Origin of the sequence: Nocardioides sp. zg-1230, from assembly GCF_013155335.1 — a bacterium.
Classification (GTDB): domain Bacteria; phylum Actinomycetota; class Actinomycetes; order Propionibacteriales; family Nocardioidaceae; genus Nocardioides.
Genome location: NZ_JABJQZ010000004.1, coordinates 279108 through 295886, shown reverse-complemented (window position 1 = coordinate 295886; position 16779 = coordinate 279108). Strand labels below are relative to the sequence as shown.

Below are 16779 nucleotides of genomic sequence, written 5' to 3'. Positions count from 1 at the left end.
GTGGACGGGGACGGGGCGGACTGGCGGGCGCTGGCCCATGCCGAGCAGCTGCTCGACCTGCGCCGCGACGCCGAGGCCGAGCAGCGCTTCCGCGAGGTGCTGACCGCCGACCCCGGGTCGGGCCGCGCCCTGCTGGGGCTGGCCCGGGCGCTCAACCGCCAGGACCGGCACGCGGAGGCGGAGCAGGCCGTCCGCAGCGCGCTTGCGCTCGACCCGGAGCACGCCGGCGCCCACCACGTGCTCGTCGACGTGCTGTGCGACCGCAAGGACGGTCCGGGCGCCGTCACGGCCGCGGAGTCCGGGCTGAGGCTGGCGCCGCACGACTTCACCTCGCACTACCAGCACGCCCGCGCTCTGCTGAGCCTGCGCCGGCCGCGGGTCCGTGACGCCTACGACGCGGCGCTGCGCGCGGTGGAGGCGGCCCCGCACAGCCCCGACGCCCACAACCTCGTCGGCCTCTGCCTCGACGCGCTGGGCAATCACGAGGGCGCCCAGGGGGCGTTCCGCAACGCGCTGGGGCTCGACCCCCAGCACACGCTCGCGCAGAACAACCTCGCCGCCTCGGAGATGGACCGCGGTCGCCTCGGCCGGGCGGCCGGGCTGCTGCGCGGTGCCGTCAGCAGCGACCCCCAGCAGCGGCAGGTCCGCGACAACCTCGACACGGTGCTCCTGCTCCTCGGCCGGCGGGTGATGTGGTCGCTGTTCGCCGCGGTCGTCGTGCTCGGCGTCCTGCTCGTGACCGAGGCCCCGTGGTGGTCGCGCCTGTTGGTCGGAGCGGCGTACGTCGGCGGGGTGGCGGTCTTGGTGCGCCGCGTGGTGCGCGACCTGCCGCGCGGTGTCGGACGCTGGGGGCGCGGGCTGTTCGGGCGCGTGAAGTGGCAGGGCAAGTACCTCCTCGCCCTGCTGGGTCTGCTCTCGGTCGCCGTGCTGGTCATGTCCGTCGCCCCGTACGCCGTCGCCGCGGGCGCGGGCCTCGTCCTGGCAGCGGTCCTCCGCACGGTCGGCATCATCTGCGTCGTCGGCTGGGTGGTCCTGGCGCTCGTCAACCTCGTGCGCGGCCGCTGACGCCTCTCCTAGGGTGGGGCTCGTGGACGAGCGCCTGATCGACAGCCTGGCCGCCGCCGTGCGCGCCGCCCCCGACGACCTGCCGCTGCGGCTGCACCTGGCCGGGCTGCTCGTCGACGCCGACCGGGGCGCCGAGGCGGTCGAGCACGTCGCGACCGCGCTCGCCAAGGACCCGACGTCGACCCAGGCGCGCGAGCTGATGGCGCGGGCGATGGGCGCCGCCCCGGCTGAAGCTCCTGCGACACCCTCGGACGAGGCTTCCCCGGCAGAGCCGTCGACCTTCGACTGGCACGCCGCGGAGTCCGACCTCGGCGAGCCGGTGGGTCCGATGTTCGTCGACGGCTCGACCGAGGACTCCGGCCCGGCGGCGTACGACGTCGAGGCGGCGGGGGTGCGGCTGGCGGATGTGGGCGGCTTGACGGAGGTCAAGAAGCGCCTCGAGGCCAGCTTCCTCGCCCCGCTGCGCAACCCCGAGCTGCGCGCGCTCTACGGCAAGTCGCTGCGCGGCGGGCTGCTGCTCTACGGGCCGCCCGGGTGCGGCAAGACGTTCCTCGCCAAGGCGATTGCGGGCGAGCTGGGCGCGTCGTTCCTGCACGTGTCGCTGGCGGACGTGCTCGACATGTACATCGGGCAGAGCGAGCGCAACGTCAAGGAGCTGTTCGAGGTGGCCCGCACCTCCGCGCCGTGCGTGCTCTTCCTCGACGAGCTCGACGCCATCGGCGGCAAGCGGTCGCTCAACCGCAGCTCCGGCGCGCGGACGACGGTCAACCAGCTGCTCACCGAGCTCGACGGCGTCGGGTCGGACAACGAGGGCGTGTTCGTGCTCGCGGCGACCAACCACCCGTGGGACGTCGACGCCGCGCTGCGCCGCCCGGGCCGGCTCGACCGGACGCTGCTGGTGCTGCCGCCCGACCGCGAGGCGCGGGAGGCGATCCTGCGCACGCACCTGCGCGACCGGCCCGTCGAGCGCATCGACACCCGGCGGCTCGCCAAGGCCACCGAGGGCTTCAGCGGCGCCGACCTCGCCCACCTGTGCGAGTCGGCGTCCGAGAACGCCCTGATGGAGTCGGTCGGCTCCGGCACGGTCCGGATGATCCAGATGGCCGACTTCGACCGGGCGCTGTCGGAGATCCGCCCGTCGATCGGCCCCTGGGTCGAGACCGCGCGCAACGTCGCGCTCTACGCCAACGCGTCCGGGGAGTACGACGACCTGGCGAAGTGGCTGCGCAAGCGGCGCTGACTCAGCCGGCCTGCGGCGCGTCGAACGACCAGAACCGCAACCCACCGACCTCGACGAGCGTCGCGCCATCCGGCACCGGCAGGTCGTGGTCGTCGGACGCGCCGAGGGCGGCCAGGACCGTGAGCGTGTCCGGACCGTGCCGCGACAGCACCGCGTCACCGGGTACGTCGGCGCAGCCGGCCGGGTCGGTGCGGCCGGCGCGCATCGCGACGTCCCACGGGAGGTCCTCTCCGTCGACCGCGAACGCCACACCGTCCGAGCCACCGCGGACGACCACCTTCCCGGTCGCGCCGGCCGAGTCGTCGTACTGCACCAGGGCGCCGACACGCGCGGCCGCCAGCACGGCGACGACGCCGGCCCCCTGGGGCACGGACCCCAGCGCGACCTGGTCACCGACCTCGACACCGAACGCGCGCAGCACGCCGGCACACGCGGCGACCTCGGTGAGCAGCCAGGCAAAGGTGCGCCCCGAGCCGTCGAGGTCCGCCGCGACGTCGTCGGCGCGGCCGCGGACGACGTGGATGTCGAGGGCGTTGTAGCAGGCGTTGAGGGTGCCGGGGTGGTCGTCGCTGGGCGCTCGGAACCAGGTCACGCCCGTCGTCCCGCTCGTCATCGTCAGCCCAGCCCGTTGGCGGCGGTGGCCGCGGGCTTGGCGGGCGCGCGGAGCCACGCGTCGAAGAAGGCGCCCAGGTCCTGACCGCTCACCCGGGCGGCCAGCTCCTCGAACTCGGCGGTGGAGCCGTTGCCGCCGCGCTGCTCGCGGAGCCAGGTGCGCACGACCTGCCAGAACACCCGGTCACCCACCCGGTTGCGCAGCGCCTGCAGCGTCATGGCACCGCGGCCGTAGACCGCGGCGTCGAACACCTTGTCCGCGCCGGGGTCGCCCACGACCACCTGCCAGAAGTCGGAGGTCGCGGCGACGTTGTCGTAGTAGCTGCGCAGGATCGCCGCGGCGGAGCGACCACCGTGCGTCTCGGTCCAGCGCCACTCCATGAAGGTGGCGAAGCCCTCGTTGAGCCAGATGTCGGACCACCGCTCGACGGCGATGTCGTCACCGAACCACTGGTGGGCCAGCTCGTGGACCACGAGGCTGGTCGCGCTCGCGCCGACCGCGGGGTAGGTGGGCCGGGTCTGGTTCTCCAGCGCGAACCCGGGGTTCAGGCCGGTGGTGATGCCGCCGACGACCGAGAACGGGTAGTCACCGAGGTCCTTCTCCAGCCCGGCGACGACCTTGGGGGTCTTCCGCATCAGCCGCATGCTGGCCGCCTGGTCGCGCTCGCCCAGGCGCTCGGACACCGCGACGAGCCACGGCAGCCCGCGGTGCCTGCCCTTGTCGATGGCGAAGTCCCCGGCAGCGAAGAACGCGAGGTAGGGCACCATCGGCTCGTCGGCCCGCCAGTGCCACTGCGTCGAGCGCTTGCCGACCCGGCGGCCCTTGAGCTCGCCGTTGGAGATCACCTCGCGACCGTTGGGCACCCTGATGCGGACGTCCACCTTCGCCTTGTCGAGCGGGTGGTCGTTGGCAGGGAACCACCACGGCGCCATGTGCGGCTCGTTCATCGTGATGACCTCGCGCCGGTTGGCCAGCCAGTTGAACTCCCCTGCGTAGGAGTGGTCGGCCGGGTAGTCGTCGTAGGTCACCACGACCGCGTGGTCGGTGCCGGCGGCGAGGGGCCCCGCGGGGGTGATCCGGAGCTCGTGGTCCCCGTCGGTCTTGGTGAACTGGGCGGGCGCGCCGTCGACGGTCACCTTCGACACGTCGAGCAGGAAGTCGAGGGAGAAGCTGCGGAGGTCGCTGGTCGCCGTCAGCTCGACCCGGGTGCGTCCCGAGAGACCCTTGCTGGCGAACGCGTAGCGGTTGCGGATCTCGTACGACGTCACGTCGATGCCGCCGTTGCCGTCGAGCGGCCAGTAGGGGTCGCCGATGCCGGACGCCCCGTCGACGGGCGCGGCAGCGGCGTGCGCCGTCGTCGTGCTGCCGACCCCGACGCCCAACCCAGCGGCCAGCACCGTGGCGAGGGCGGCGGACAGGGCGGGGCGGACGGTTCGGTGCGTCGGGCGCGTGGTCACCGTCCGAACCTAGCGCGGTTAATCGCGTTGCGCTGCCGAGCCGGGATCAGCGACGATGTGGCCGGCGTCGCCGATCGTGCGCGCCCACCGCGTGCCCACGCCGGTGCCCCGAGACGAGAGGAGCCGTGACATGTCCACGACTGTCCTCGGCCTGCCCGCCGACCACCTCTCTCACCCACGGAGCACCCACGTTGTCGCACCTCTACACCGATCCATCCTTCCCGGAGGACTTCCTCCGGCCTGACGACCGTTCGCCCCTCGAGGGCATCGACGAGTCGTTCGTCTTCACCTACGACACCTACGCCGACGAGCTCGGCGCGGGTCAGCGCTGGTCCCGCTGGGAGGACCTCGAGGCCCTGATGAAGGGCCCCGAGCCACGCCCCGACTGGGTCGTGACCTCCAGCGGCGCCATCGACACCGAGCTCGGCGTCCTCAAGACCGGCAAGGAGGCCGACGTCTTCCTGCTCGAGCGGGAGGACCCGCACCGCCCGGAGACCGCCGTCGTGATGGCCGCCAAGCGCTACCGCGACACCGACCACCGCACCTTCCACCGCGCCGCCTCCTACACCGAGGGTCGGTCGATGAAGCGATCGCGCGACAACCGCGCGCTCAAGCGCAAGTCGACGTGGGGCAAGCAGGTCGCGGCCGGCGAGTGGGCCGTCTCGGAGTGGAACGCGCTGCGCCGCTGCTGGGAGCTCGGGCTGCCCGTCCCCTACCCGGTCCAGATCGACGAGACCGAGATCCTTATGGAGTGGATCACGGTGACCGTCGACGGCGACACCGAGACCGCCCCGCGCGTCGCCCAGGTGCGTCCGGAGCCCTCGGTCGTGGAGGGCTTCTACGAGCAGCTGCGCGACGCGCTGACCACCCTCGTGCAGGCCGGGCTGGTGCACGGCGACCTCTCGCCCTACAACACCCTGGCTGCGGGAGACCGGCTGGTGATCATCGACCTCCCGCAGATGGTCGACCTCGTCGGCAACCCGCGCGGCATGGACTTCCTGCTGCGCGACTGCGCCAACATGTGCGCCTGGTTCCGCTCGCGCGGGCTGGCGGTCGACGAGCAGGAGCTTTTCGGCGAGCTGATGGCGCACGCCTTCTGACCCGGAACCCGGGGCGCCGCTCGCCCTCGAGTCGGCAGGAGACTCGAGGGCGAGCACCCTAGGTTTGGCCCGTGAAGTACTCCCACGGACGCGTCGTCGACGTCACGACCCTGGCCGACCTCGACCGGAGGCTCGCTGCCGGAGCGCAGTCGCTCGCCGGCTGGCGGGTGGTCGGCCTGGACCTCACCGGCCGCGGCCCGGCCCTGCTCGAGCGGTCGCTCGGCCAGGCCCTGTTCCTCGGCTGTGAGTTCGCGGACGGCGACGACGACGACGTACGCCGTGCGGGCGCGATCGTGCTGCACGACATCCCGGGCATCCCGGTCGACACCTACCGGGCGTCCCTCTACTCCCCCGGCGACCTCTACGACGCGCCCCGCTACGACGACACCCTCGACGCGCGCACCTACGCCTGGTCGCGGCACGGCACGAGCCCGGAGGACACGCTCGCGATGGCGCTGCACGACCACCACGTCGACGCAGCCCTGGCGACGTGGGTGGCCGACCGCGAGGTCGTCGGGGTCATGGGCGGGCACGCCCTGGAGCGCGGCAGCACGGCGTACGCCGCCGCCGCCCGTCTCGGCCACGCGCTCGGCGACCACCTGACCGTGGCCACCGGCGGAGGGCCCGGCGCGATGGAGGCGGCCAACCTCGGGGCGTTCGTGCCCGACGGCCTCGACGACGCGTTGGCCCGTCTCGTCGCGGTCCCGTCGTTCCAGCCCGACGTGGGCGCCTGGGCAGGTGTCGCCCTCGACGTCGTGCGCGACACCGCCGGCGGCCGGGAGTCGCTCGGCATCCCGACGTGGCACTACGGCCACGAGCCGCCCAACGTCTTCGCCACGTCGATCGCGAAGTTCTTCGCCAACGCACCGCGCGAGGCGCTGCTGCTCGAGGTGTGCACCGCGGGGATCGTCTTCCTGCCGGGCGCCGGTGGCACCGTGCAGGAGATCTTCCAGGACGCCTGCGAGAACTACTACGCCGGTCGGACCGCCGTGGCGCCGATGGTGCTCCTCGGCCGCCGCTACTGGACCGAGGAGCTGCCTGTCTGGCCGCTGCTCCAGGCGCTGGCCGCCGGTCGGGTGATGGAGCCCTTCGTCCACCTCGTCGACACGGTCGAGGAGGCCGTGGAGGTGGTGCGGGAGACGGTCAGCCGGCGCGACGGCGACTCGCGGGCGGCGCGCTGACGTCGCGGTAGTGGCTCACCAGCAGGTCGTTGACCGCCTGCCAGGTCCTTCCCTGCACGCTCTGCCGGGCGGCCAGCGCCATCCGGCGCCGGAGCACGGGCTGGTTCACGAGCCGCTCTACGTGGGCCACCAGCTCGTCCGCGTCACCCGGCTCGTAGAGATGGCCGGCGACGGTGTCGGCCACCACGTCGATCGGACCGCCCGAGCGGGGCGCGACCACCGGCACGCCGCTGGCCAGGGCCTCCTGGGCGGACTGGCAGTAGGTCTCGTGGCGTCCCGTGTGGACGAAGACGTCGAGGGTGGCGTAGGCCCGGGCGAGCTCGTCGTCGTGCAGGACACCGAGGAACGCGGCACCGGGCAGCAGCCTCCGCAGGCGGGCCTCGTCCGGCCCGCCGCCGACCAGCACGAGGCGCACGCCCGGGAGGCGGTCGACGTGGGCGAGGAGCTCGAGCTCCTTCTCCGGCGCGAGGCGGCCGACGTACCCCACGAGCGCCTCGCCGTGCGGGGCCAGCTCGGCGTGCAGCGACTCGTCGCGCTTCGCCGGCTCGAAGAGCACCTGGTCGACCCCGCGCGGCCAGCGGGAGACGGCGTCCACGCCGAGCCGGGCGAGCTGCTCGATGCTGGCCGTCGACGGGGCGAGGGTGCGGTCGACGCCGAGGTGGATCTGCCGGGTCAGCGCCTCCATCGCGCGGGCGCCGCCGGGGACGGCGTACCGGTCCGCGAACCCGACCAGGTCGGTCTGGTAGATCGCGACGGTGGGGATGCCGAGCGAGCGGGCCGCCCTCGCCGCCTGGTAGCCGAGGGTCGCCGGTGAGGCGATGTGCACGACGTCGGGACGGAAGCGCTCCATCGCTGCGCGCAGCCGGCGCCGCGTCTCGAGCCCGATGCGGAAGTCGGCGTAGAACGGCAGGCTCGCGCCACGGGCGAGGGTGACCGGGAAGCCGGCGTACGTCGCCGGGCCGGTGGGCGCGACCAGCTCGGCCACGTGACCCTCGGCCGCCAGGTGCTCCAGCACGCGGCGCACGGAGTTGGTGACGCCGTTGACCTGGGGCAGGAAGGACTCGGTCACCACCAGCACGCGGAGCCGGTCGCCTCGCGACGGCGTCGGCAGGTCGGGCGCGAGGGGGACGACGGTGGCCGGGACGGTGCGGCTGTGACGCCGCCTCTCGAGCAGGTCCATGCCACGGACGCTAGGAAGCGCGCCGCAACGCCACGTCCTGTCCGAGCAGACGACACGTGAACGGTCCCCGACGCTGCGGTGCGCGGTCCAGCCCGCTGGCGCTACTCCTTGGCGGCGAGCTGGCCGCAGGCGCCGTCGATCTCGCGGCCGCGGGTGTCGCGGACCGTGGTGGGGATGCCCTTGGCCTCGAGCCGGCGGACGAACTCGCGCTCGTCGGCCGGGTCGGACGCCGTCCACTTCGAGCCCTCGATGGGGTTGAGCGGGATGAGGTTGACGTGCACCCACCCCCAGTCGCCGTAGGAGTTGAGCACGTCGCCGAGCAGGTCGGCCCGGTGGGCCTGGTCGTTGATGCCGCGCATCATGGCGTACTCGATGGAGACGCGGCGCTTGGTCTTCGCTGCGTAGTTCCAGGCCGCCTCGACGGTCTCAGCGACCGAGAAGCGGGTGTTGATGGGGACCAGCTCGTTGCGGAGCTCGTCGTCGGGCGCGTGGAGGCTGAGGGCGAGCGTGACCGGGATGCCCTCGTCGGCGAGCTGGTTGATGCGCGGGACGAGCCCGACGGTGGAGACGGTGACGCCGCGGGCGCTCATCCCGAGCCCGGCCGGGGACGGGTCGGTGAGGCGGCGTACGGCCCCGATGACGGCCTTGTAGTTGGCCAACGGCTCACCCATGCCCATGAACACGACGTTGGACACGCGGCCCGGCCCGCCGGGCACCTCGCCGCGGGCGAGCGACCGGGCACCTGCGACGACCTGCTCGACGATCTCGGCGGTCGACATGTTGCGCTGCAGGCCGCCCATCCCCGTCGCGCAGAACGGGCATGCCATGCCGCAGCCCGCCTGGCTGGAGACGCAGATGGTGGCGCGGTCGGGGTAGCGCATGAGCACCGACTCGACCAGCGCGCCGTCGAAGAGCTTCCACAGGGTCTTGCGCGTGGTGCCCCGGTCGGCCTCCATGATGCGCAGCGGCGTCATGAGGTCGGGCAGCAGGGCGCCGACGAGGTCGTCACGCTGCCCGGCGGGCAGGTCGGTCATCTCGGCCGGGTCGTCGACGAGGCGGGCGAAGTAGTGGTTCGACAGCTGCTTGGCCCGGAACCCGGGCAGGCCCATCTCCTCCAGGCGCGCCTTGCGGCCGGCCTCGTCGAGGTCGGCGAGGTGCGGCGGCGGCTTCTTGCGCCCGCGCGGCTCGTCCATGACGAGGGGAAGGGTCTTGATCGGCTCGGTCATCGCCCCCGATCCTCCCATCCCCCGGGCGTGGGGGCCATTCAGCGGGTCACGCCTCAGGCGTCGACCATGAAGTAGAGCACGAGGGAGGCGACACCACCGACGACGAGGGCGGTGACGATCATGCCCACGAACATGAACTGGGCGAAGCGCCGGGTCTTGCGCATCACGAGCATCGCGATCGGCAGGGCCAGCGCGAGGAGCACGAACGGGAACAGCCGCTCGGCGGTCTCGTGGCTGAACAGCAGCCGCAGCACCCCCGCGAAGGCGCCCGGCAGGGCAGTGACGAAGAGCATCCCGGCGAAGAAGCCGGTGATGCCCGCGAACGTGGGGTGGCTGTGGTGCCACCACTCGAAGTGCCGGTCCTGCGACACCTCGTGCTCCTGCGCCTGTTCGGTCTCCACGCCACCAGCCTAGGCGCTCGCATCTCCCCTGCTGCGCGGGGCTCGCGGTGACACGTCCACCGGCTGGGAGGGACCGTCAGGTCTCCACCGTCATCAGGTCGGGCATCGCGAGCGCACTCCAGCGCTCCAGGTCCGGGGGCTCGCCGGTGAGGTCCGCGACGACGAGCGTCCACGCCGTGCCGTGTCCCACGAGCACCACGTCCTCGCCGCCGTGCACCTCCAGGACCCGGCGTACGGCGGGGACGACGCGTGCACGACAGGCATCGAGCGGCTCCCACCCGTCGGCCGCCGGCTCGCCCGGGCGCGCGAAGGCGCGTCGGACGGTGCCGGCGAAGTCGTCGATCCACTCCCCCGACCGCACGTGCTCGCCGAGGTCGGGCAGCACCCCGACCTCGGCGTCGGTCAGGAGCTGGGCGGTCTGCATCGCCTTCGGCTCGGCGGAGCAGAACCACGCCGCTCGCCGAGGCAGCCGACCCGAGGAGCGCAGCGCCCACACGTCGTCGTACGTCGCCGGGTCGAGCTCCCACTCGGCTGCTGGCACGCCCGGGACCATCGCGGGACGGCCGTGCCGGACCAGGTACAGGGTCATGACGCCAGGAACTCGCGCGCCCCACGCAGGCGCGTCGTGAGGACGGTCGAGGCCAGGCGGGAGTCGAGGCGTACGTCGACGGGGCCGGGGAGCCCCGCGCGGCTCGTTCCCCGCAACACGTCGGGGTCCAGCCCGTCGCGCCGCGCGATGAGGCGACCCAGCTCCAGCCGGCTCATCGCCTCCGCACCCGCGACGTGCATCACGCCCCGGTAGTCGCCGACTGCGAGCTCGACGAGGGCAGCAGCGAGGTCGCCGACGTGCACCGGGCACCGCCCCTCGTCGTCGAACAGCGCACCCTCCGCTCCGCCTGCGAGAGCATGGACGAGCCGTTCGTGCTGTGACGCGCCGTCCCCCAGGATCAGGGAGGTGCGTGCCACCACGACGTCCTCGCAGGCGGCCAGCGCGGTCGTCTCGGCTGCCGCCTTCGCCGCTCCGTAGGCGGTGATCGGATCAGGGTGGGCCGTCTCGTCGTAGTGGACGTCGTCGCCGGAGAAGACGACGTCGCTCGACACCAGCACCAGCCGCGCGTCGTACGCCGCCGCGGCCAGCGCCACGTGCGCCGCCCCCGTGGCGGTGACGGCCCAGTCGAACTGGACGTAGGCCGTGTGGATCACGGCGTCGGGCCGGCAGGTCTCCAGGAGCACGTCCACGGCAGCAGGGTCGCGGACGTCGCAGTCCGCCGAGGCGACCGCGACGACGTCGTGTCCGTCCGCGGCCGCGACGACGTGGCGCCCCAGGTAACCGGTACGACCACCGGTGACGAGCAGGCGCATCAGAAGACGAGGTAGTAGAGGACCAGCCAGATCGGGGCGACGGTGGCCAGCAGCGAGTCGAGCCGGTCCATCAGCCCGCCGTGACCGGGGATGACCTGGCTCATGTCCTTGATCCCGAGGTCACGCTTCATCACCGACTCGCAGAGGTCTCCGAGGGTCGCCATGACCGCGGCGATCACTCCGAGGAGGACGCCGACCCACCAGTCGCCACCGAGGAACGAGGACACCAGCCAGACGCCGACCGCGATGGTGGCGACCATGGAGCCGGCGAAGCCCTCCCACGACTTCTTGGGCGAGATGACCCGGGCCATCGGGTGCTTGCCGAACAGGACGCCGGCGACGTAGCCGCCGGTGTCGGAGGCGACGGTGATGGCGATGAAGGTGATCACGCCCCGCACACCGGGGTCGTCGACGTCCAGCCCGAACGCGGGGGCGGTGCCGCCCTCGCCGAGCAGCAGCGCAACGAAGGAGGCCAGGAACGGCACGTAGACGAGGGTGAAGACCGACGCGGTGGCGTTCTTGACGTAGCCGTCGACGCCGCGCCGCAGCAGCCACAGCATGATGACGAGCGCGGTGACGGCGGTCGCGGTGACCAGAGCCGGCGCCCCCCAGACGTAGGCCACGACGACCATCACCACGCCACCGAGCATCAGGGGCTGCTCGGGGATGTCGACGCCCTTGGCCGACAGGCCCCGGTGCAGCTCCCAGACGGCGATCACGACCGCGATCGCCACGATGCCCATGAAGGCGGGCTTCCAGAACAGCAGCGACACCAGGATCGCCGCGACGAGGACGACCGCCGAGATCACGGCAGCACGCAGGTCGCGACCGGCGCGACCGTGGTCCTTGGGCGCCTTCGGTTGCGGAGCCGGCGCCGCCGGTGGGTCAGGTGTGGTCATCGACGGGGTGGCTCAGACCTCGAGCAGCTCGGCTTCCTTGTGCTTGAGCAACTCGTCGATCTTGTCCGTGTGGGTCTTGGTGAGGGCGTCGAGGCGCTTCTCCGCACCGGTGACGTCGTCCTTGCCGACCTCGCCGTCCTTCTCGAGCTTCTCGAGACCCTGCTTGGCGGTGCGACGCACGTTGCGGACCGACACCCGCCCGTCCTCGGCCTTCGCCTTGGCGAGCTTGATGTACTCCTTGCGGCGCTCCTCGGTCAGCTCGGGGAAGACGCAGCGCAGCACCTTGCCGTCGTTGGCCGGGTTGACCCCGAGGTCGGAGTCGCGGATGGCACGCTCGATGTTGCCCATCGCGCCGATGTCGAAGGGCTGGATGAGGATGGTGCGGGCGTCCTGCGAGGTGAAGCTCGCGAGCTGCTGCAGCGGGGTCTGGGTGCCGTAGTAGTCGGCCGTGATCTTGGCGAACATCGCCGGGTTGGCGCGGCCGGCCCGGATGGCGGCGAACTCCTCGCGCGTCGCCTCGACCGACTTGCCCATCTTGGCGTCGGCATCGTTCATGACGTCGTTGATCACGGTTGCTCTCTCTCCTCGTACGTCGTGGTGCTGGTGGCGCAGGCAGGGTGGGACGGCCCGGTCAGGCCGTGCTGCTCACCAGCGTGCCAATCTTCTCACCCCGCACCGCGCGCCCGATCGTGCCCGGCGTGGAGAGGTTGAAGAAGACGATGTCCATCTTGTTGTCGCGGGCCATGGCGATGCCGGTGGCGTCGGCGACCTTGAGGTCGCGCGCGAGGTACTCGTCGTAGCTGAGCCGGTCGAACTTCACCGCGTCCGGGTTGGTCTTGGGGTCGGAGTCGTAGACGCCGTCGACACCCTGCTTGCCCATCAGGATCACCTCGCACCGCGTCTCCAGTGCACGCTGGGCGGCCACGGTGTCGGTGGAGAAGAACGGCATGCCGGCACCGGCGCCGAAGATCACGACGCGGCCCTTCTCCATGTGCCGGATCGCGCGGCGCGGGATGTAGGGCTCGGCGACCTGGCCCATCGTGATGGCGGTCTGCACGCGCGTCTCGACGCCGTGCTTCTCGATGAGGTCCTGGAGGGCGAGGCAGTTCATCACCGTGCCGAGCATGCCCATGTAGTCGGCACGGGCGCGCTCCATGCCGCGCTGCTGGAGCTCGGCGCCGCGGAAGAAGTTGCCACCGCCCACGACGATCGCGATCTGGACGCCGGACTTGGCGACCTCGGCCACCTCGCCGGCGAGGGCGTTGATGACGTCGAGGTCCAACCCCACCTCGCCTCCACCGAACACCTCGCCGGAGAGCTTGAGCAGGACTCGGTTGTACGCCACGTGGTTCCCTTCGCGCGCCTGGGTGGGTCATCCGAAACCTACCGGAACGGAGGGGGCCCGACGAACCCGCCAGTCCCTAGGGTGGGCCGCGTGATCATCTTCGACGAGCTGGTGGACGTCCACTACGGGTTCATCCACGTCTTCTCCCTCGTCGACGACGACGAGTTCCCCCCGAGTGCGACGGGCGGGTTCGACGGCGACCCGGTCGGCCCGGTCATGGGCCAGGTGTGCGGGCTCGCCGGTGCCCGCATCCCGCACCAGCTCTCGCTCGTCACCGGCGTGCACACCGGCGACGTACCGCTGACGATCTCCTGGGACGAGGAGGAGCCTCCGCTCGACGAGGAGTGGACCGACGCGGTCGAGGTGTCGGTCGAGCTGCGCGGCACCACGCTCGCGCTCGAGACCTTCGAGGGCGGCTACGGAGCGACCGTGCCGCAGGCCGGCTGCCACCGCGCCCGCTACTGCGCGGCGGCGATGGACGAGGGCAACCGGGTCGACACCCCCGACGAGGGCGAGCAGGCGCCCGACCGCTACCTGCTGCAGCTCTGGCCCGCCCCGCAGGCACCGGAGGCCGTGGTGCGCGAGGGCAGCGAGATCGCGGCGTACTGGCACCGGGTGGCCCGCGGCGAGGAGGGCTGAGGCCCCGCGCCCCCGCACGCGACGAGGGGCCGTACGCCGGTGGCGTACGACCCCTCGTCGGTGATCAGGTGGAGCTGGCTCAGACGCCGACCTCGAAGCGGGCGAACCGCTTCACGGTGGTGCCGGCCTCGTCCAGGACGGCCTTGACCGACTTCTTGGACTCGGTGACCGACTCCTGCTCGAGCAGGACGATCTCCTTGAAGAAGCCACCGAGGCGGCCCTCGACGATCTTGGCGATCGCCTGCTCCGGCTTGCCCTCCTCGCGGGTCTTCTGCTCGGCGATGGAGCGCTCGGACTCGACGACGTCGGCGGGGACCTCGTCGCGGGTGAGGTACTGGGCCTTCATCGCGGCGATCTGCATCGCGGCGGCGCGGGCGGCGGTCTCGTCACCCTCGAACTCCACGAGCACGCCGACGGCGGGCGGGAGGTCAGCGGCACGCTTGTGCATGTAGGTGACGGTGTTGCCCTCGAAGTAGGCGACGTCGCCCAGCTCGATCTTCTCGCCGATGGTGATGGCCAGGTCCTCGACGACCTCACCGACGGTCTTGCCGTCCAGCTCGGCGGCCTTGAGGGCCTCGGTGTCGGCGGCCTTGACGGAGTCCGCGACGTCGGCGATCTGCTGCGCCTTGGCGATGAACTCCTCGTTCTTGGCCACGAAGTCGGTCTCGCTCTTGAGCTCGACCAGCGCGTTGCCGGAGGTGGCGACGAGGCCTGCAGCGGTCTCGCGCTCGGCGCCGCGGGCGGCAGCCTTGGCGGCACCCTTGACGCGGAGCAGCTCGACGGCCTTGTCGAAGTCGCCGTCCGCCTCGGTCAGCGCCTTCTTGCAGTCCATCATCCCGGCCTGGGTCAGCTCGCGGAGCTTCTTGACGTCGGCAGCGGTGAAGTTGGCCATGGTCCTTCTTCCTTCGATCCAGGGGTTTCGCGGGCCACTCGGGGGCGGCCCTGCGGTGGGTGGGACGACGCGGGCGCCGGCCGCGGACGTGAGCCCGCGGCCGGCGTGACCGGATCAGTCCTTCTTGTCGGCCTCGGCCTCGGTGGGCGCCTCGGTGGCGGCAGCGTCGGTCTCGACGGGCGCCTCGGCGGCGGGAGCGTCGGTCTCCGCGGGCGCCTCGGCGGCAGCCTCGGCCGGGGCCTCGGTCGCGGCGTCGGCAGCCGCCTCGGCCTGCGGGGCCTCGGCAGCGGCGCCGGTGGCCTCGGAGGCCGGGGTCTCGGCGGCGGCGTCACCGGTGGCGGTCGCGGCCGCCTTCTCGGCGTCACCGGCCAGGAGCTCGCGCTCCCACTCGGCGAGGGGCTCCTCGGCACCGACGGTCTCGTCGGCGTCGCCGGCCTTGGCGCCGGAGCGGGCGATGAGGCCCTCGGCGACGGCGTCGGCGACCACGCGGGTCAGCAGGCCGACCGCGCGGATGGCGTCGTCGTTGCCCGGGATCGGGAAGTCGACCAGGTCGGGGTCGCAGTTGGAGTCGAGGATGCCGATGATCGGGATCCGCAGCTTGCGGGCCTCCTCGACGGCCAGGTGCTCCTTGTTGGTGTCGACGATCCACACCGCGGAGGGGACCTTGGTCATGTCACGGATGCCGCCGAGCGTCTTGTCCAGCTTGGTGCGCTCGCGGCGCATCTGGAGGAGCTCCTTCTTCGTGCGGTTGGAGCCCGCGACGTCGTCGAAGTCGATCTCGTCGAGCTCCTTGAGGCGGTTGATCCGCTGGTGCACGGTCTGGAAGTTGGTGAGCATGCCGCCCAGCCAGCGCTGGTTGACATAGGGCATCCCGACGCGCGTCGCCTGCTCGGCGATGGCCTCCTGGGCCTGCTTCTTCGTGCCGACGAACATGATGACGCCGCCCTTGGCGACGGTCTCCTTGACGAAGGCGTACGAGCGGTCGATGTAGGCCAGCGACTGCTGCAGGTCGATGATGTAGATGCCGTTGCGCTCGGTCATGATGAAGCGCTTCATCTTGGGGTTCCAACGACGGGTCTGGTGACCGAAGTGGACGCCGCTCTCGAGCAGCTGGCGCATGGTGACGACTGCCATGGGTTCTCCTGTTTTCGCGGAGGACGCTCACCGATGTGCCCGGCCTTCGGCAGGTCGGGCCGGGAGCGTGGCTCCTGTTGTTTTCAGTTGCTGCGCCCGGCGGGTGCCGGGAGCCCTGACGCTCGCACGCCGGTCCGATCCCGCCGGTGGGGCTGGCAGGAACTGAGGACCGACGCCCGCGGGTGGTCCGGGATCGAGGAGCATCCCGGGCACGGTCGGCGAGCGTGCGAAGTCAGTCCGGATGGACTGCTCCGCACATCGTAGGCCAGAGGTTCCCTGCTAGGCGAATCACTGCCGGCCGCTGCGCTGAGCGTGGGCCGAGCGTGGATCCGAGCGTTGATCCGGGGCCCTCGGACGTCCACAGGCGGGGCGTGGAGGTCGTTGTCCACAGCCATCGTCGCTGCGGCTCGTCCGACGCCCCGCCTCGGGTGAGGATCGCCGGATGCGAGCCGTCCTCGGAACCGTCCTGCTCCTGCTGGCGCTCGGTGTCGCCGGGCCTGCCCACGCGCGTCCGGACGAGCAGCCCACCGGGGTGTGGCCGCTCGACCCCCGCCCCGACGTCGTACGCCACTTCGAGCCGCCGCCCACGCCGTACGCCGCCGGACACCGCGGCGTCGACCTGGCCGGATCCCCCGGCCAGTCGGTGCACGCCGCGCTGGCCGGGACGGTCGGCTTCGCCGGCTCCATCGGCGGCAAGCCCGTCGTCACCGTGCTGCACGGCGGTCGTCGTACGACGTACGAGCCGGTCGTGGCGTCGGTCGAGCGCGGCCAGGCGGTGGCGGCCGGCGACGTGCTCGGCCGCCTGGTGGTCACCGACAGCCACTGCTTCCCCGCCGCCTGCCTGCACTGGGGACTCGTGGAGGGCGACGGCGACGACCGGACCTATCTCGACCCGCTCACCCTCGTCGGCGGAGGTCCGGTGCGGCTCCTCCCGCTGTGGCGCGACGACCCCGTCACCGCACGGATTCCGTGGAGCCCACCCCTCGCACGCTGGCGACGCCCGGTCGACTGGATCGCCTGAGCGGCTGGCAAGCGTCCCCTGACA

At 72.2% G+C, this 16779-nt stretch carries 18 protein-coding genes; 6 read left to right on the top strand and 12 right to left on the bottom strand.

The annotated features are described in order from the left end of the window. Entirely contained in the window at window positions 1–1065 is a 1065-nt protein-coding gene (locus HOO61_RS13300; protein ID WP_172259189.1) for a tetratricopeptide repeat protein, read from the top strand. A gap of 22 nt (window positions 1066–1087) precedes the next feature. Beyond that, window positions 1088–2305 carry an AAA family ATPase gene (locus HOO61_RS13295; RefSeq protein WP_367650157.1) on the top strand — a complete coding sequence of 406 codons (1218 nt, stop codon included), beginning with the start codon at window positions 1088–1090 and terminating at the stop codon, window positions 2303–2305. Window position 2306: 1 nt separating this feature from the next. Here HOO61_RS13295 and HOO61_RS13290 read toward each other — a convergent pair whose 3' ends face one another. Both HOO61_RS13290 and HOO61_RS13285 read right to left on the bottom strand, forming a co-directional pair. After that, window positions 2307–2897: a hypothetical protein gene (locus HOO61_RS13290; RefSeq protein WP_172259188.1), complete on the bottom strand. Its 591-nt coding sequence runs from the start codon at window positions 2895–2897 to the stop codon at window positions 2307–2309. Between the two features lie 23 nt (window positions 2898–2920). Then, window positions 2921–4375, bottom strand: a complete 1455-nt coding sequence (locus tag HOO61_RS13285) for a M1 family metallopeptidase (RefSeq protein ID WP_172259187.1) — start codon at window positions 4373–4375, stop codon at window positions 2921–2923. Between the two features lie 125 nt (window positions 4376–4500). Between HOO61_RS13285 and HOO61_RS13280 the strand changes: the two genes are divergently transcribed. Further along, complete coding sequence (locus HOO61_RS13280) at window positions 4501–5475, top strand: serine protein kinase RIO (protein ID WP_367650156.1); 975 nt, start codon at window positions 4501–4503, stop codon at window positions 5473–5475. A 71-nt stretch (window positions 5476–5546) separates the two neighbouring features. Further along, window positions 5547–6656 (top strand): LOG family protein, encoded by a 1110-nt coding sequence (locus tag HOO61_RS13275; RefSeq protein ID WP_172259186.1) that lies wholly within the window; start codon window positions 5547–5549, stop codon window positions 6654–6656. Here HOO61_RS13275 and HOO61_RS13270 read toward each other — a convergent pair. The 8 genes from HOO61_RS13270 to pyrH all read right to left on the bottom strand — a co-directional run bounded on the left by HOO61_RS13270 (window position 6619) and on the right by pyrH (window position 13069). Next, on the bottom strand, window positions 6619–7836 hold the full coding sequence (locus HOO61_RS13270; RefSeq protein ID WP_172259185.1) for a glycosyltransferase family 1 protein: 1218 nt from the start codon (window positions 7834–7836) through the stop codon (window positions 6619–6621). The genes HOO61_RS13275 and HOO61_RS13270 overlap by 38 nt on opposite strands. A gap of 101 nt (window positions 7837–7937) precedes the next feature. Beyond that, window positions 7938–9062, bottom strand: coding sequence for a 23S rRNA (adenine(2503)-C(2))-methyltransferase RlmN (gene rlmN, locus HOO61_RS13265; RefSeq protein ID WP_172259184.1), 1125 nt, complete (start codon window positions 9060–9062; stop codon window positions 7938–7940). 53 nt (window positions 9063–9115) lie between these two features. After that, window positions 9116–9463, bottom strand: coding sequence for a hypothetical protein (locus HOO61_RS13260; protein ID WP_216658893.1), 348 nt, complete (start codon window positions 9461–9463; stop codon window positions 9116–9118). A gap of 76 nt (window positions 9464–9539) precedes the next feature. Next, on the bottom strand, window positions 9540–10052 hold the full coding sequence (locus tag HOO61_RS13255; protein WP_172259183.1) for a histidine phosphatase family protein: 513 nt from the start codon (window positions 10050–10052) through the stop codon (window positions 9540–9542). After that, the gene (locus HOO61_RS13250) at window positions 10049–10825 is read right to left on the bottom strand and encodes a sugar nucleotide-binding protein (protein WP_172259182.1); all 777 of its coding nucleotides are present in this window, start codon (window positions 10823–10825) and stop codon (window positions 10049–10051) included. The genes HOO61_RS13255 and HOO61_RS13250 overlap by 4 nt, the downstream gene beginning before the upstream one ends. Continuing rightward, window positions 10825–11724, bottom strand: coding sequence for a phosphatidate cytidylyltransferase (locus HOO61_RS13245; protein ID WP_172259181.1), 900 nt, complete (start codon window positions 11722–11724; stop codon window positions 10825–10827). The genes HOO61_RS13250 and HOO61_RS13245 overlap by 1 nt, the downstream gene beginning before the upstream one ends. Window positions 11725–11736: 12 nt before the next feature. Next, window positions 11737–12291, bottom strand: a complete 555-nt coding sequence (gene frr / locus HOO61_RS13240) for a ribosome recycling factor (RefSeq protein WP_367650206.1) — start codon at window positions 12289–12291, stop codon at window positions 11737–11739. A gap of 64 nt (window positions 12292–12355) precedes the next feature. Next, the gene (gene pyrH, locus HOO61_RS13235) at window positions 12356–13069 is read right to left on the bottom strand and encodes a UMP kinase (RefSeq protein WP_172259179.1); all 714 of its coding nucleotides are present in this window, start codon (window positions 13067–13069) and stop codon (window positions 12356–12358) included. A 90-nt stretch (window positions 13070–13159) separates the two neighbouring features. Between pyrH and HOO61_RS13230 the strand changes: the two genes are divergently transcribed. Next, window positions 13160–13708: a hypothetical protein gene (locus tag HOO61_RS13230; RefSeq protein ID WP_172259178.1), complete on the top strand. Its 549-nt coding sequence runs from the start codon at window positions 13160–13162 to the stop codon at window positions 13706–13708. A 79-nt stretch (window positions 13709–13787) separates the two neighbouring features. Here the strand turns inward: HOO61_RS13230 and tsf are convergent, their stop codons facing one another. Beyond that, window positions 13788–14600: a translation elongation factor Ts gene (gene tsf, locus HOO61_RS13225; RefSeq protein WP_172259177.1), complete on the bottom strand. Its 813-nt coding sequence runs from the start codon at window positions 14598–14600 to the stop codon at window positions 13788–13790. Window positions 14601–14714: 114 nt separating this feature from the next. After that, window positions 14715–15734, bottom strand: coding sequence for a 30S ribosomal protein S2 (gene rpsB / locus HOO61_RS13220; protein WP_172259176.1), 1020 nt, complete (start codon window positions 15732–15734; stop codon window positions 14715–14717). A 442-nt stretch (window positions 15735–16176) separates the two neighbouring features. On the opposite strand from rpsB, the gene HOO61_RS13215 reads away from it, so the two are divergent. Beyond that, window positions 16177–16755, top strand: coding sequence for a M23 family metallopeptidase (locus HOO61_RS13215; RefSeq protein WP_172259175.1), 579 nt, complete (start codon window positions 16177–16179; stop codon window positions 16753–16755). Window positions 16756–16779 lie beyond the last annotated feature (24 nt).